The sequence below is a fragment of the Isoptericola sp. NPDC055063 genome (assembly GCF_053608125.1).
This window is the reverse complement of sequence record NZ_JBSGUW010000004.1, coordinates 202287-215360: the sequence shown is the minus strand read 5'-3', so window position 1 is coordinate 215360 and position 13074 is coordinate 202287. Positions and strand designations below refer to the sequence as shown.

12 protein-coding genes are annotated in these 13074 nt (G+C 75.7%); 6 read left to right on the top strand and 6 right to left on the bottom strand.

What is annotated here, in order from left to right:
- Positions 1–152: 152 nt before the first annotated feature.
- The 3 genes from ACWF41_RS06675 to ACWF41_RS06665 all read right to left on the bottom strand — a co-directional run bounded on the left by ACWF41_RS06675 (position 153) and on the right by ACWF41_RS06665 (position 3635).
- Complete coding sequence (locus ACWF41_RS06675; protein WP_380327174.1) at positions 153–1460, bottom strand: M18 family aminopeptidase; 1308 nt, start codon at positions 1458–1460, stop codon at positions 153–155.
- Between the two features lie 112 nt (positions 1461–1572).
- Positions 1573–3033: a hypothetical protein gene (locus tag ACWF41_RS06670; protein ID WP_380326737.1), complete on the bottom strand. Its 1461-nt coding sequence runs from the start codon at positions 3031–3033 to the stop codon at positions 1573–1575.
- Positions 3030–3635 carry a sigma-70 family RNA polymerase sigma factor gene (locus ACWF41_RS06665; protein WP_380326734.1) on the bottom strand — a complete coding sequence of 202 codons (606 nt, stop codon included), beginning with the start codon at positions 3633–3635 and terminating at the stop codon, positions 3030–3032. Before ACWF41_RS06665 ends, ACWF41_RS06670 begins: the two co-directional genes overlap by 4 nt.
- 200 nt (positions 3636–3835) lie before the next feature.
- Here ACWF41_RS06665 and ACWF41_RS06660 point away from each other — a divergent pair, with 200 nt between their 5' ends.
- The gene (locus ACWF41_RS06660; protein ID WP_380326731.1) at positions 3836–6124 is read left to right on the top strand and encodes a sodium-translocating pyrophosphatase; all 2289 of its coding nucleotides are present in this window, start codon (positions 3836–3838) and stop codon (positions 6122–6124) included.
- A gap of 150 nt (positions 6125–6274) precedes the next feature.
- On the opposite strand, the gene ACWF41_RS06655 is transcribed toward ACWF41_RS06660, so the two are convergent.
- Genes ACWF41_RS06655 through ACWF41_RS06645 form a run of 3 tightly spaced genes read right to left on the bottom strand, consistent with a single transcriptional unit; the run spans position 6275 to position 8360 of the window.
- Positions 6275–6841, bottom strand: a complete 567-nt coding sequence (locus tag ACWF41_RS06655; protein WP_380326325.1) for a DinB family protein — start codon at positions 6839–6841, stop codon at positions 6275–6277.
- A gap of 59 nt (positions 6842–6900) precedes the next feature.
- A complete protein-coding gene (locus tag ACWF41_RS06650; RefSeq protein WP_380326328.1) occupies positions 6901–7770 on the bottom strand; it encodes a hypothetical protein in 870 nt (289 codons plus the stop codon).
- A 47-nt stretch (positions 7771–7817) separates the two neighbouring features.
- Positions 7818–8360: a DinB family protein gene (locus ACWF41_RS06645; protein WP_380326331.1), complete on the bottom strand. Its 543-nt coding sequence runs from the start codon at positions 8358–8360 to the stop codon at positions 7818–7820.
- A gap of 246 nt (positions 8361–8606) precedes the next feature.
- On the opposite strand from ACWF41_RS06645, the gene ACWF41_RS06640 reads away from it, so the two are divergent.
- From ACWF41_RS06640 to ACWF41_RS06620, 5 genes are all read left to right on the top strand, one after another.
- Positions 8607–9035 carry a hypothetical protein gene (locus tag ACWF41_RS06640; RefSeq protein ID WP_380326334.1) on the top strand — a complete coding sequence of 143 codons (429 nt, stop codon included), beginning with the start codon at positions 8607–8609 and terminating at the stop codon, positions 9033–9035.
- A 72-nt stretch (positions 9036–9107) separates the two neighbouring features.
- Entirely contained in the window at positions 9108–9701 is a 594-nt protein-coding gene (locus ACWF41_RS06635) for a hypothetical protein (protein ID WP_380326337.1), read from the top strand.
- A complete protein-coding gene (locus tag ACWF41_RS06630; protein WP_380326340.1) occupies positions 9698–11308 on the top strand; it encodes a DUF7059 domain-containing protein in 1611 nt (536 codons plus the stop codon). Before ACWF41_RS06635 ends, ACWF41_RS06630 begins: the two co-directional genes overlap by 4 nt.
- A gap of 90 nt (positions 11309–11398) precedes the next feature.
- Entirely contained in the window at positions 11399–11902 is a 504-nt protein-coding gene (locus ACWF41_RS06625; protein ID WP_380326343.1) for a hypothetical protein, read from the top strand.
- 135 nt (positions 11903–12037) lie between these two features.
- Complete coding sequence (locus tag ACWF41_RS06620) at positions 12038–12994, top strand: LysR family transcriptional regulator (RefSeq protein ID WP_380321920.1); 957 nt, start codon at positions 12038–12040, stop codon at positions 12992–12994.
- The last annotated feature ends 80 nt before the right edge of the window (positions 12995–13074 follow it).

The window sequence follows — 13074 nt, the reverse complement described above, 5'->3', positions numbered from 1 at the left end:
CAGAAGCGGGGATTCCCCGGCCTCGGGGGGGGGGGGAGGGGGGGTGGGGGGAGCAGAAGGTTTTCTTTTTTTTTCCTTGTGGGGGGGGGTGGTTTGTTCCTTTTTTTAGCGGAAAAAGGCCCCCACCCCCACCCCCACAACGCGTTGGTCGGTCAGCCGGCGAGCACGGCCCCCATCGCGCGGGCCAGGTACCACGGGTCGACGACGGCGGTGAGCTCGCGCGCGGAGTGCATCGACAGGATGGCGGCGCCGACGTCGACCACGCGGATGCCGAGGCGGGTCGCCGTGATCGGGCCCGTCGTGGAGCCGCAGGGCACGACGTTGTTGGAGACGAACTCCTGGCTCGGCACCCCGGCCGCCGCGCACGCCTCCTGCCAGCGGGCGGCGCCGTGGGCGTCCGTCGCGTAGCGCTGGTTGGCGTTGATCTTGAGGATCGGGCCGCCGCCGGCGTGCGGGTGGTTGACCGGGTCGTGCCGCTCCGGGTAGTTCGGGTGCACGGCGTGCCCGACGTCCGACGACACGCACAGCGACGCGGCGAAGGCGCGCGCTCGCTCGTCCTCGGAGGCGCCGAGGCCGGCGCACACGCGGCGCAGCACGTCCTCGAGGAACGGCCCTGCGGCGCCCGAGCGCGAGGCCGAGCCGATCTCCTCGTGGTCGAAGGCGGCGACGACGCCGATGCCGGCGAGGTCCTCCGGAGCGACGGCGAGCAGCGCCGTGATCGCGGCGTGCGTCGAGAGCTGGTTGTCCAGGCGGGGCGAGGCCCACAGGGCCGCGCCGATGCCGAACGCGCGCGCCGGCTGCGTCTCCGCGAGCACGATGTCGTAGCCGAGCACGTCCGCGGCGTCGACGCCGTCGCCCGCCGCCACGGCGAGCTCGGCCAGCACGTCGGCCTGCGACACGTCGCCCAGGCCGACGACGGGCTGCGTGTGCCGCTGCTTGTCGAGGGTCAGCCCGTCGTTCGCGGAGCGGTCCAGGTGGATGGCGAGCTGCGGGATGCGCGCGATCGGGCCGGTGCGCACCAGGTGCTCGACCGTGCCGCCCGAGCCGTCGGCGGTGACGAGGCGCCCGGCGAGCTCGACCTCGCGGTCCAGCCACGAGTTCAGCAGCGGGCCGCCGTAGACCTCGACGCCGGCCTGCACCCAGCCGTCGCGCCCGGTGGTGGGCTTCGGCTTGAGCTTGAACCCCGTCGAGTCCGTGTGCGTGCCGAGGATGGTGAACGGCGTCGTCGGGCCCGCCGTGGGCGGCAGCGCGAAGGCGATCGCCGAGCCGTCGCGGACGACGACGTACCGGCCGCCCGGGGCCACGTCCCAGGCGGCGGTCTCGTCGAGCCGGACGTACCCGGCCGCCTCCGCGCGGCGCGCCACCTCCTCGGCGGCGTGGAACGACGACGGCGAGGCGGCGACGAAGGCGCCGAGGTCCTCGGTGTGGGCGCGGGCAGCTGCGGGAACGACGTCGGGCATGACCGTCATCCTCCCACGCGCGCTGCGGCCGAGGGCCGACCAGGCGGTTGCCACCGCTATGGCGCCTCGCGCCGCCCGAGAGCGGTGGCAACCGCCTGGTCGGCGGGGCGGGTCAGTCGCGCGGGGGGCCCAGGTAGCCGTCGACGAACTGCGCCCAACGGCCCTCGGAGTCGACCGTGAGGCGCCAGCCCTCGTACTCCGGCCCTCCGTCGGCCGCCTGCCAGTCCGCGGACTCCTGCGCCGTGAGGGCGCCGGCGTCGACCGCGTCCTGCCAGTCCGGTGCCGCCGCCTGGCAGGGCGGGGCCATGCGGGGCCAGGAGTAGAGGTGCAGGGCGCCCCCGAGGCCGTGGACCTCCCCGTTGCACGGCTGCGTCGCCGACAGCAGCCGCGCGAGGATCGCGTAGACGTCCTCGTCCTGCTCGGCGGCCGGCAGCTCGAGCAGCTCGCGGGGCGACTGCCCGCCCCAGTTCTCGTCCACCCGGTCCGCCGCCTCCGCGAGGGCGATGAGGGTCTCGTCGTCGCAGGCCAGCGCCGCCGTGAACATCGCGGCGACGGTGGTACGCGCCGGCTCGGCAAGGTCGGCCAGGTCCGGGTCCGGCAGGTCGAGGCCCGCCGCGGAGCACCCTGCGTCGCCCGACCCGCCCGACCCGCCCGACTTCCCGGAGCCCGAGGCCGCGTTCCGCGCGCCGCCCTCGCCCGTGGCGTCGACCTCCACGGCGACGGGGGCGCTGACGACCAGCTCGGCCGCGGTGAACCCCGGGTCCCAGAGCTGCACGAACGCGCGCACCTGGTACTCCCCGGCCGGGAGTTCGGTCTCGTAGGTGTCCGGCGCCGAGCCGTCGTCCGCGTGCACCGGCGCGCAGGACATCAGCGACGAGTCCTCGGCGGTGCGCTCGGCGGGCGCGTCGCCCACCTGGTCCATCCCCGCCTCGGTGACGTTCACTCCGACGTCCACCACCCGGCCGCCCTGCGTCCACAGCAACGTCGGGAGGCTCACGCGGTGCCCGGCGTCGGCGGCGCCGACGCCGTCGAGGCGCGTCGGCACGCGCCAGGTCTGCACGGTCTCGGTGCCGTCGGCGCTCGTGTCGTCGTCGAGGGTCGGGACGCCGAGGAGGTCCAGGCGCTGACCGTCCGCGTTCGCGGACAGGTCGTCGGCCGGCATCCCGCACGTCAGGTTCACGCCCTCGAGCCACGACGGGCGGTAGCCGTCCTCGACGAGCCCGACGGCGGCGTCGTCGGCCCGGGCGTCGTCGGGCCGGGCCTCGTCCGACGGGGAGCCGGACGGAGACGGTGTCGTCGTCGGGCTCGTCGCGGGCCCGGGCAGGGGCTGCGGCGCGTCCGGCAGCAGGGCCGCCCCGCCGAGCACCAGGGCGGCGGCCACGCCCAGCGTGCTCGCGCCGATCCCGGCCTGCTTCACGGTGCGGCGGCGCCGCACCCGCCGGCGCACGTCACCGAGGGCGGCGTCGAGCGCCGACGCCTGGGCGCCGGCCCCGGCGAGCGCGTCCAGACCGCGGCGCAGCGCCTCGTCGGTGCGGCCGTCCGCCCAGTCGTCCCGCGCGTGGTTGCTGGTCATCGCCCGGCCCTCCGCCCCGTCGTCGTCCCCGTCGTTGTCCCCGTCGTCGTCCCCGTCAGCCCCGTGAGCGCGGCCCCGCCGTCGCCGTCGACCCGCAGCACGTCGCGCAGGGTCGCCGTCGCGTCGAACAGGTAGCGCTTGACCGTGCCCTGCGCCAGGCCGAGGGTCTCGGCCACCTGCGGCACCGTGAGGTCCTCGAGGTAGCGCAGGACGACGCACGCGCGCTCGCGCGGCGTCAGCCGCCCGAGCGCGGCCGCGACGTCGGCCCGCGCCGTCGCGCCCGAGGCCGCGCCGCGGACCCGGTCGTCCGTCGCCACGAGGTGGCGGGCCGACGTCCAGCGTTTGCGGCGCCGGTGCTCGTCGAGGAAGAGGGTGAGGATCGCGCGGCGCACGTACGCCTCGCTCGTCCCGCCCCCGTCCAGCGCGTGCACCCCGGGCCGGTCGGCGGCGCCGCGGCGCAGCCGGGCGAACACCTTGACCAGTGCGTCCTGCACCAGGTCCTCCGCGAGCCGCTGGTCCCCGCACAGCACGTACGCGTAGCCCACCAGGGCCCGCCCTCGTGTCCGTGCGAGCTCCGCGAGCTCGTCCTCCCAGCGGCTCATGGTCCCCTCCCGTGCCGTCCTCACCCACCTGGACGGTCGGGGGACGCGAACCGTTGGGTCAGGATGTCACGGTGGTTCGTGACGGCCGTCACATGTGGGTAGACTCCCCGCATCCCGCCGTCAACGGCGACGGCGGGACCTTACCGACGGACGGTCACCGCCGCCCCCGCCGGGCCGAGGAAGCACGTCAAGGAGGACGGATGCTCACGTTCGGATCCAGCAGCATCACGATCGTCGCCGTGATCGGGGTGATCGGACTGGCCGCCCTGGTCTGCGCGGCGGCCCTGCGCAGACAGGTGCTCGCCGCCCCCGAGGGGACGTCTGGCATGCAGGAGATCGGGCGCGCCGTCCAGGAGGGCGCCTCCGCCTACCTCAACCGCCAGTTCCGGACGCTCGCGCTGTTCGCCGTCGTGGTGTTCGCCCTCCTGTTCCTCCTGCCGGGCGACGGCGGGGTCCGGCTGGGGCGGTCGATCGCGTTCCTCGTGGGGGCCGGGTTCTCCGCCGCCATCGGCTACCTCGGCATGTGGCTCGCCGTGCGCGCCAACGTGCGGGTCGCCGCCGCGGCGACGCGCACGGACGGGCGTGCCGACGGCGCGCGGATCGCGTTCCGCACCGGTGGCGTCGTGGGCATGTCCGTCGTGGGTCTCGGCCTCGTGGGAGCCGCGCTCGTCGTCCTCGTGTACCGCACCGACGCGCCGGCCGTGCTCGAGGGCTTCGGCTTCGGCGCCGCGCTGCTCGCCATGTTCATGCGCGTGGGCGGCGGCATCTTCACCAAGGCGGCCGACGTCGGCGCCGACCTCGTCGGCAAGGTCGAGCAGGGCATCCCCGAGGACGACCCCCGCAACGCCGCCACCATCGCCGACAACGTGGGCGACAACGTCGGCGACTGCGCGGGCATGGCCGCCGACCTCTTCGAGTCGTACGCGGTGACGCTGGTCGCCGCGCTCATCCTCGGCAAGGCGGTGATGGGCGAGCAGGGCCTCGTGTTCCCCCTGATCGTCACCGCGATCGGCGCGTTCGTCGCCCTGCTGGGCGTGCTCGTCACCCGCGTCCGCGGCAGCGAGAACGGCCTCGCCGCGATCAACCGCGGCTTCTACATCTCCGCCGTCATCGGCGCCGTGCTGGCCGCCGTCGCCGCGTTCGCCTACCTGCCGTCGTCCTTCGCCGGGCTCACCGGCACCGCGGACCTCGGCGACGTCACCGCCGACCCGCGGGTCGTCGCCTCGCTGGCCGTCGCCATCGGCGTCGTCCTCGCCGGCGTGATCCTGTGGATCACCGGGTACTTCACCGGCACGACGTCGAAGCCGACGCTGCACGTCGCGGCCACGTCGCGCACCGGCGCGGCCACCGTCGTGCTGTCCGGCATCGGGGTCGGCTTCGAGTCCGCCGTCTACACCGCCGGCGTGATCGCGGCCGCGATCTGCGGCGTCTTCCTGCTCGCCGGCGGGTCGATCTGGCTCTCGCTCTTCCTCGTCGCGCTCGCCGGCTGCGGCCTGCTGACCACGGTGGGCGTCATCGTCGCGATGGACACCTTCGGCCCCGTCAGCGACAACGCGCAGGGCATCGCCGAGATGTCGGGCGACGTCGACGAGGAGGCGGCGCAGATCCTCACGGACCTGGACGCCGTCGGGAACACCACCAAGGCCATCACGAAGGGCATCGCGATCGCGACGGCCGTCCTCGCCGCGACGGCGCTGTTCGGCTCGTACGCGGACGCCGTGGAGCAGGCGGTCGCCGACGTGGGCGACGTCGGGGGCGGGCTCGTCGCGTCCATGCTGAACTACGAGATCATCTCGCCCGTCACGCTCGTCGGGGTCATCCTCGGCGCCGCCACCGTGTTCCTGTTCTCCGGGCTCGCGATCGACGCCGTGACCCGCGCTGCCGGGGCGATCGTGTTCGAGGTGCGCCGCCAGTTCCGCGAGCACCCCGGGATCATGACCTACGAGGAGCGGCCCGAGTACGGCCGCGTCGTCGACATCTGCACCCGCGACTCGCTGCGCGAGCTCGCCACCCCCGGCCTGCTGGCCGCGTTCGCGCCCATCGCCGTCGGCTTCGGCCTCGGCGTCGGGCCGCTGGCAGGCTTCCTTGCCGGCGCCATCGGCGCAGGCGTGCTGATGGCCGTCTTCCTCGCGAACTCGGGCGGCGCGTGGGACAACGCGAAGAAGATCGTGGAGGACGGCGCGTTCGGCGGCAAGGGCTCCGAGGCGCACGCCGCGACCGTCATCGGCGACACCGTCGGCGACCCGTTCAAGGACACCGCCGGCCCCGCGATCAACCCGCTCATCAAGGTGATGAACCTGGTGTCCGTGCTCATCGCGCCCGCCGTGGTCATGCTGAGCGTGCCGGAGGACGCGAACTCCGCGGTGCGCATCGTCATCGCCCTGGCCGCCGCGGCCGTCGCCTTCGGCGCGGTCATCATGTCCCGGCTGCGCGCGGCCCGCGTCGACCGCGAGCAGGCCGACGAGGCGGCGAGCGTCCCCGCGAGGTAAGTCCTCGATCTGTCCCGGCCGACGCGGTCCGGGGTCTCTCGTCGCGAGGCGCGCCATCCGGCCGCTCGTTCCTCGCGGCCTCCCGCCAGGGCCGACCAGCCTCGCGACGAGAGACCCCGGACCGCGTCGTCGTGCGTCGTCGTGCGGTGGCTACTGGCCGGTGCGGCCGTCGATGCACTCCCGCAGCAGGTCGGCGTGCCCGGCGTGGCGGGCGTACTCCTCGACGAGGTGCTCGAGGACGTCCCGCACCGGGAGCTGCTCGCCCTCGCGTTCCACGGTGCGGCCCATGTCGGCGTCGGTCTGCGTCGCGAGCCAGGCGTCGGCGGCCTCGGTCTCGCGGCGCCACGTGGCCCACGCCTCCTCGACGACCGCCGGGTCGGCGACGGCGCCGTCGAAGTCCGCGTCGGGGGCGTCGGGGCTCGTGTACAGCGGGGCCAGGTCGGGCTGCCCCTGGAGCCGGCGGCGGAACCAGGTGTGCTCCACCTTCGCCAGGTGCCGCACCAGGCCGAGCAAGGAGAGGGTGGACGGCGGCACCGCGCGGCGGGCGAGCTGCTCGGCGTCGAGCCCCGAGCACTTCATCTCCAGCGTGGCGCGGTAGGCCTTGAGGTAGAACCAGTGGGTCTGCAGCTCGCCCTCCGGGTTCGCCCACTGCTCGCGGGGGTCGTCCTGGGGGTCCACCCACATGTCGGGGAACTGTCGCTGCGTGGCGTCGGTCATGCGCACATCCGACCGTCGGGCCCGCCCGCGCCGCAACCGGATTTGCCGGCGCGTCGCCCTCAGGCGACCGGCGCGGGCCGGCGGCGCAGCACCACGCCCACCACCGTGGAGACGACGGCCACCGCGGCGCCGACGCCGCACGCCCACCACAGCTGGGTGCGCAGCGGCACCAGGAGCGCGTCGACGGTGTCGTCAAGCACCTGCCGGCCCGACGAGCCGACGTCCAGCCGGGCGAAGGCCGCCTGCACCGTCTCGGGCAGGAGCAGCAGGAGCACCAGCATGGCCGCGGCGACCAGGCCGCCCGTGACCGCCGCCGTGCGCACGCGCCGGCCCGGCCGGGCGACGAGCGCGGCCAGGACGGCGAGGAGCACGGTCACCGGCAGGGTCCACGGCGCCCAGCGGTCCACCAGCGCGACCGCCTGCTGCGCCGTGGCCAGGTCGTGCGAGGCGTACAGGACGACGTCCGCGCCGGTCGTCGCGAAGCCCTCGGGGACGGGCAGCCCGCGGTCGCGCAGCGCCTGCCCGACCGACTCCAGGAACGGGTCGAGCGGCAGCGTCACCACGCCGTCGGCGGCGTCGACCACGTCGCTCTCGTCGCGCAGCACGGCCACGGTCGAGGCGTGCCCCTGCCGGGTGGCCTCCTCCCATGCGGGCGGGAAGGCGTCGGAGCGGACGAACACGTCGGCCACCTCGCCGATCACGGGCCGCAGGGCCCCGGCCAGCGCGCCCGAGTCGATCTGCCCCACGACGGTGCCCGTCAACGCCTCGGCGACGGCGTCCTGCGTGGTGATCTCGTCGGCCAGCGGCGCGGTGGCGGCCACGTAGGCGTCCGTGTCCAGCAGCGTGCCCTCGACGTACCGCACCGGCACCGTGACCACGGCCGCCAGGACGGCCAGCGCGACCAGGACGCCGCTGAGGAAGCTCCGCATGAGGGCACGCTACGCGGCCCCGCGGGCGGGTCACTACATCATCACTGTCAGAGGCCGGTGCGGCCGTCGATGCACTCGCGCAGCAGGTCCACGTGGCCCATGTGGCGGGCGTACTCCTCGAGCACGTGCAGCAGCACGTCGCGCGCCTCGACGGTGCCGCCGTCGTACGGGACCTCGCGGCCCATGTCCTCGCCGGCGAACCAGTCGTCGGCGGCCTCGACGGCGCGGTGCCAGGCGTCCCACGCCTCGTCCACGCACGCCGGGTCGGGCAGGGCGCCGTCGAAGTCGACGTCGGGGTAGCCGGGGAGCTCGAACGGCCCCCGGTCGGTGCTGCCCTGCAGCACCCGACGGAACCAGTGGTGCTCGACGTTCGCGAGGTGGCGGACCAGCCCCAGCAGCGACAGCGACGACGGCGGGACGGAGCGGCGCGCGAGCTGGCCGGCGTCGAGGCCCTCGCACTTCATGACCAGCGTCATCCGGTACCGGCAGAGGTACTCCCAGAGGGTCTCCTTCTCGCCGACCGGGTCGACGCCCGTCGCGCGCGGGTCGTTCTCAGGATGCACCCACAGGCCGGGCGTGGTAGAGGTCACGCGCGTAATCTGGCCGAACACCGGCCCCCGGTCAAGCGGCCCCCTCCCACCTGCGGCGACGTTCCGCGGGCGCGGGCGCTGGCGGTAGCCTTCGCGACCATGAGGGGCAGCAGGACACGAGCTCGCGGGCGGTCGCGCGGGCCGTCGCGTGCCGCGTCCCGGCTCTTGCCGCACGCCCTGTCGCGACCCGTGCGGGGAGCCTGGCGCCGGCGGTCGTCGCTCGTGGCGTCCGGGGCGCTGGCGCTGATGACCGGGATCGGTGCGGGGTTCGCGTCGGGCCTCCTGCCCGGGGCCGCGGACGACGCCGCGCTGCCCGACGGGCCGGCGGACGAGTGCGCGGTGGTGCAGGCGGCGTGGTCGCAGTCCGCGAGCCTGCAGGTGGGGATGAGGGTGGACGACCCGGCGTCGCTGCGGCACGGGTTCGTCGGCGCGCGGGACGCGCTCGCCGGGGTGCGGCCGCCCGACGCCGTCCTGGCGGACTGGCGGACCGTCACGGACTACGTCGGCACGGTCGCCGACACGGTGGAGGCTGCGGACGAGGCCGACGTCGCGGCGGCGGTGGCGTCGGCCATCGCAGAGCTGGACACGACCGCGATGACGCAGGCCTCGAACCGGGTCACGACGTTCCTCAAGGACGGCTGCGGCACCACCCCGCCGCCCGACGACGCCGGCTGACGGCGCCGGCTGGGGGCGGGCGCGCGTCGCGGGGGATTTCCACGCGCGCGGGCGGTGGTTCACGATAGGGGGATGCGCCGCGCCCGCCTCGTGCCCCGTCAGCTCCCGTTCGTCGTCGTGGGGATGCTCGTCACAGGGGCCACGCTCGCGGCGTGCGGGCAGGGTGGCGGCGACGGCGGCGCGGAGCCGGCCGCGGAGCCCGCGCCGGCGGTGTCGATCCCGGCCGACCTGAGCATGGGCGTCGAGGGGGAGGCCGCGCGGTCGGGGTCGGCGCGCCCCTCGCCCGACGCGAAGGACGACGCGAAGGACGAGGCCTCCACCGCGGAGGCGGAGCGGTGCGCGGCGCTGCAGCAGTCCTGGTCCACCACGAACCGCGCGCTCGTCGACCTCAGCCCCGACCACCCGCGTGCCCTGGTGCAGAGCTTCCGCACGGCCGACAAGGCGATGACCGAGCAGGACCCGCCGGAGGACGTCGCGACGGCGTGGGGCACCATGGCGGACTACCTGGGCAGTGCGGTGACGGCGTTCGAGGACGTCGACGAGGACGACGCGAACGCGGTCAGCTCGGCGATGGCGGGGGCGATCACCGCGGACGACACGGCGACCGCGACCGCAGCCGCGAAGGACATCACCGCGTACCTCGCGACGTCGTGCGCGGGCCGATGAGCGCGCCCGCCTCGACGCCGGTGCCCGGCGCGACGGTCGACGCCGCGCCGCTCGTCGCCACCCTGCGGGCCGACCTCACGGCGGCGGGCTACACGGTGGACGGCGTCGAGGAGGCGCTGGGGACGGTCGCGTCCGCGGCGCTGCACCGTGAGCAGACGGTGCCGGCGCGGCGCGCGCTCGCACGGGTGGCGCCCGGCGCCGACCCGCGGGCGGCGCTCGCCCGGCTGTTCCTGCTCGGCGACGACGTCCCCCGCGCGGAGCTCGATCGCGCGCTGCCGGGCCTCGGCACGTCGGGCGCGGCCCGCCTGGGGCTGGTGGCCGCCGCGGGCGAGGGTCCCGGCGACGCCGTGCGCGCCGTCGTGGACCTGCGTCCGTACGCCGCCGTCGACGCCGGGGGAGAGGCGTCGTGGTGGCTGTCGAGCGACCTCGCCGAGCTCGCCACCGGCGGCCGCCTCGCGACGGACCACGTGCTGGGCGCGGGCGGCGCCTCGACCACGCTCGCGCAGGTCACCGCACGCACGCCGGTGGGCCGCGTGCTCGACCTCGGCACGGGGTGCGGCATCCAGGCCCTGCACGCGGCGCGGCACGCGCGCCAGGTGGTCGGCACCGACATCTCGCGGCGCGCGCTCGGGTTCGCGCGGTTCAACCTCGCCCTCAACGCGCCGTCCTCCGACGTCGAGCTGCGGCACGGCTCGATGCTGGAGCCGGTGGCGGGGGACCGCTACGACCTCGTGGTGTCGAACCCGCCGTTCGTCATCACGCCGCACGCGGGCGCGGCGGGCCGCGCCGTCGCCGACGCGCTGGGCGACTACGAGTACCGCGACGGCGGTCGCTCGGGCGACGACCTCGTGCGTGACCTGGTGCGCGACGTCGGACAGGTGCTCGCGCCCGGCGGCGTGGCGCAGCTGCTCGGCAACTGGGAGCACCGCCGCGGCGAGCCGTGGGAGGAGCGCGTGGGCGGGTGGCTCGACGCGTCGGGCCTGGACGGCTGGGTGATCCAGCGCGAGGTGCTCGACCCGGCCGAGTACGCCGAGACGTGGATCCGCGACGGCGGGACGACGGCGGAGCGCGAGCCCGCGGCCTGGGCGGCTGCGTACGGGGCGTGGCTGGACGACTTCGCCGGCCGGGACGTCGAGGCGGTCGGGTTCGGCATCGTCACGCTGCGCCGCCCGGCCGACGGCGCGCGCCCCACGCTGCGCCGCCTGGAGGAGCACACTGGGTCGGTGCACCAGCCGCTCGGCGCGCACGTGGCCGCGTCGCTGGCCGCGCACGACTGGCTCGCCGCCCGCGACGACGACGCCCTCGGGCGGGCGCACCTCGTGGTCGCGGACGACGTCACCGAGGAGCGGTTCCACACCCCGGGCCAGGCGGACCCGAACGTCGTCGTGGTGCGGCAGGGCGACGGCCTGGGCCGGGGCGTGCACGCCTCGACGGGGCTCGCGGCGTTCGTCGGCGTGTGCGACGGCGAGCTCGCCGTCGGGCAGATCGTCGGCGCGCTCGGCGCCCTGCTCGAGGTCCCGGCCGACGACCTGCGGGCCGAGCTGCTGCCGGCCGTCCGCGGGCTGGTCCGCGACGGGTTCCTGCGGCCCGCGGAGGACGTTCGCTGAGAGCCGGCGGAACGTGGGCTGTGCCACATGGGCAGTTCTCCCCGTGCGCCGGGGGCGCGTGATCCGGTCGGGTCCGTCACCATGGGTGCCATGCGCAACCGACAGACCATGACCCGTGCCTCGGCCCTCGCCGCGAGCGCTCTCCTCGCCCTCGGCCTGGCCGCCTGCAGCTCGGGCGACGGGGACGGCTCCACCGACGGCAGCACGACCGCCGCCGAGAGCCAGGAGACCCCCCAGGAGGAGGACGCCGCGGCCGCCGGCGGCGACTTCTGCGACGCCGTGCAGGCGCTCACCGACGCGTCGTCCGCGATGGGCGACGTCGACCCGTCCGACCTGCAGCCCACGGTGGACAAGCTGGACGAGCTCACCACCACGATGGAGGGCGTGACGGAGCCGCCGGCGGAGGTCGCCGACGACTGGACGACCCTCACCACCGCGTTCCGCACCGCGACGGACGGCATCGAGACCGCGGCGAAGGACCCGACGGACGCCGACTCGATGTCGCAGCTCCAGGACGCGATGACCGCGATGACCAGCTCGGAGTTCACCGACGCCGCGAAGTCGGTCGGCACGTACGCCGGCACCAACTGCTGACACCGCCCGCTGCCCCCACGCCTGCAGGCCGTCGCCGCCCGGGACCCGTGATCGGGTCCCGGGCGGCGACGTGTCCGGGACCGGGCTGTCCGGGAGATGGGGCGCCGTGCCCCGGGCGACGGTACGTTGCCGGGCATGGAGATCGAGCTCCGACACCTGCGCATGCTGGTGGCGGTGGCCGAGTGCGGCAGCGTGACGAAGGTGTCCGCGGTCCTCGGCCTCGCGCAGCCCGCGCTGACGGCGCAGCTGAACCGGATCGACCGGGCGCTGGGCGGCCCCGTGTTCGTCCGGGACCGGGCGGGCAGCCGCCCCACCGAGCTGGGGCTGCTGGTGCTGCGGCACGCGCGGGTGCTGCTGCCCGCGGCGGCGGCGATGCGGGACGACGTGCGGCACCTGCTCGCGCGGGCTGTCGACGACGCGCGCCCGCTGCACCTGGGCACGGTGAGCACCGTGCTGGGCGGGCTGTTCGTCAACGCGCTGTACGCGTCGCGCGCGGGCGTGCGCGTGCGGATGTCGACGTCGTGGTCGCCCGCCGAGACGGCGCGGCACCTGGAGTCCGGCGAGCTGGACGTGGCACTGGTCGGCTCGTGCCCGGACGCGACGCTGCCGGCGGGGCGCGGCGTGGTGTGGTGGCGCCTGTACGACGACCCCGTGTGCGTGCTGCTGGCCGACGACCACCCCCTGGCCGCCCGGTCGCAGGTGCACCTCGGGGAGCTGGCGGACGAGTCGTGGCTGTCGGCGCCGGGGGACGGCTGCTTCGAGCGCTGCTTCGTCGCGGCGTGCGCGCGGTCGGGGTTCACGCCGCGCGGGATGGGGGAGGGCGACCGGGAGTCGGTGGTGGAGCAGGTGCGCGCGGGCCACGGGGTGGCGCTGGTGCAGCCGCTGCTGCTGGACGCTCCGGGCGTGCGGGTCGTGGGGCTGGCGGGCGAGCCGCTGCGGTGGACGCACTCGCTGGGCCGGGGCCGCGCGGCGGGGGAGCGCTGGGACGACGCGCTGCTCGTCGCGGCCGCGCAGAGCGCGCACGACGAGGCCGTGCGGCGCACGCCCCGCGCGGCCGCGACCGACGTGACCGGTCATACCGCGGCGGTATGACCCGGTCGGCATCTGGGCACCCGCCGGGTGAATTCCTACCGTGAGCGGCACCGGGCGCTCGCCCGGACCTGACGGAAGGA

Excerpts from the sequence above, each read along its gene's own strand:
- ACWF41_RS06675 (WP_380327174.1), bottom strand. The coding sequence starts at position 1,460 with ATGCCCGACGTCGTTCCCGCAGCTGCCCGCGCCCACACCGAGGACCTC.
- ACWF41_RS06670 (WP_380326737.1), bottom strand. The coding sequence starts at position 3,033 with ATGACCAGCAACCACGCGCGGGACGACTGGGCGGACGGCCGCACCGAC.
- ACWF41_RS06665 (WP_380326734.1), bottom strand. The coding sequence starts at position 3,635 with ATGAGCCGCTGGGAGGACGAGCTCGCGGAGCTCGCACGGACACGAGGG.
- ACWF41_RS06660 (WP_380326731.1), top strand. The coding sequence starts at position 3,836 with ATGCTCACGTTCGGATCCAGCAGCATCACGATCGTCGCCGTGATCGGG.
- ACWF41_RS06655 (WP_380326325.1), bottom strand. The coding sequence starts at position 6,841 with ATGACCGACGCCACGCAGCGACAGTTCCCCGACATGTGGGTGGACCCC.
- ACWF41_RS06650 (WP_380326328.1), bottom strand. The coding sequence starts at position 7,770 with ATGCGGAGCTTCCTCAGCGGCGTCCTGGTCGCGCTGGCCGTCCTGGCG.
- ACWF41_RS06640 (WP_380326334.1), top strand. The coding sequence starts at position 8,607 with ATGACCGGGATCGGTGCGGGGTTCGCGTCGGGCCTCCTGCCCGGGGCC.
- ACWF41_RS06635 (WP_380326337.1), top strand. The coding sequence starts at position 9,108 with ATGCGCCGCGCCCGCCTCGTGCCCCGTCAGCTCCCGTTCGTCGTCGTG.
- ACWF41_RS06630 (WP_380326340.1), top strand. The coding sequence starts at position 9,698 with ATGAGCGCGCCCGCCTCGACGCCGGTGCCCGGCGCGACGGTCGACGCC.
- ACWF41_RS06625 (WP_380326343.1), top strand. The coding sequence starts at position 11,399 with ATGCGCAACCGACAGACCATGACCCGTGCCTCGGCCCTCGCCGCGAGC.
- ACWF41_RS06620 (WP_380321920.1), top strand. The coding sequence starts at position 12,038 with ATGGAGATCGAGCTCCGACACCTGCGCATGCTGGTGGCGGTGGCCGAG.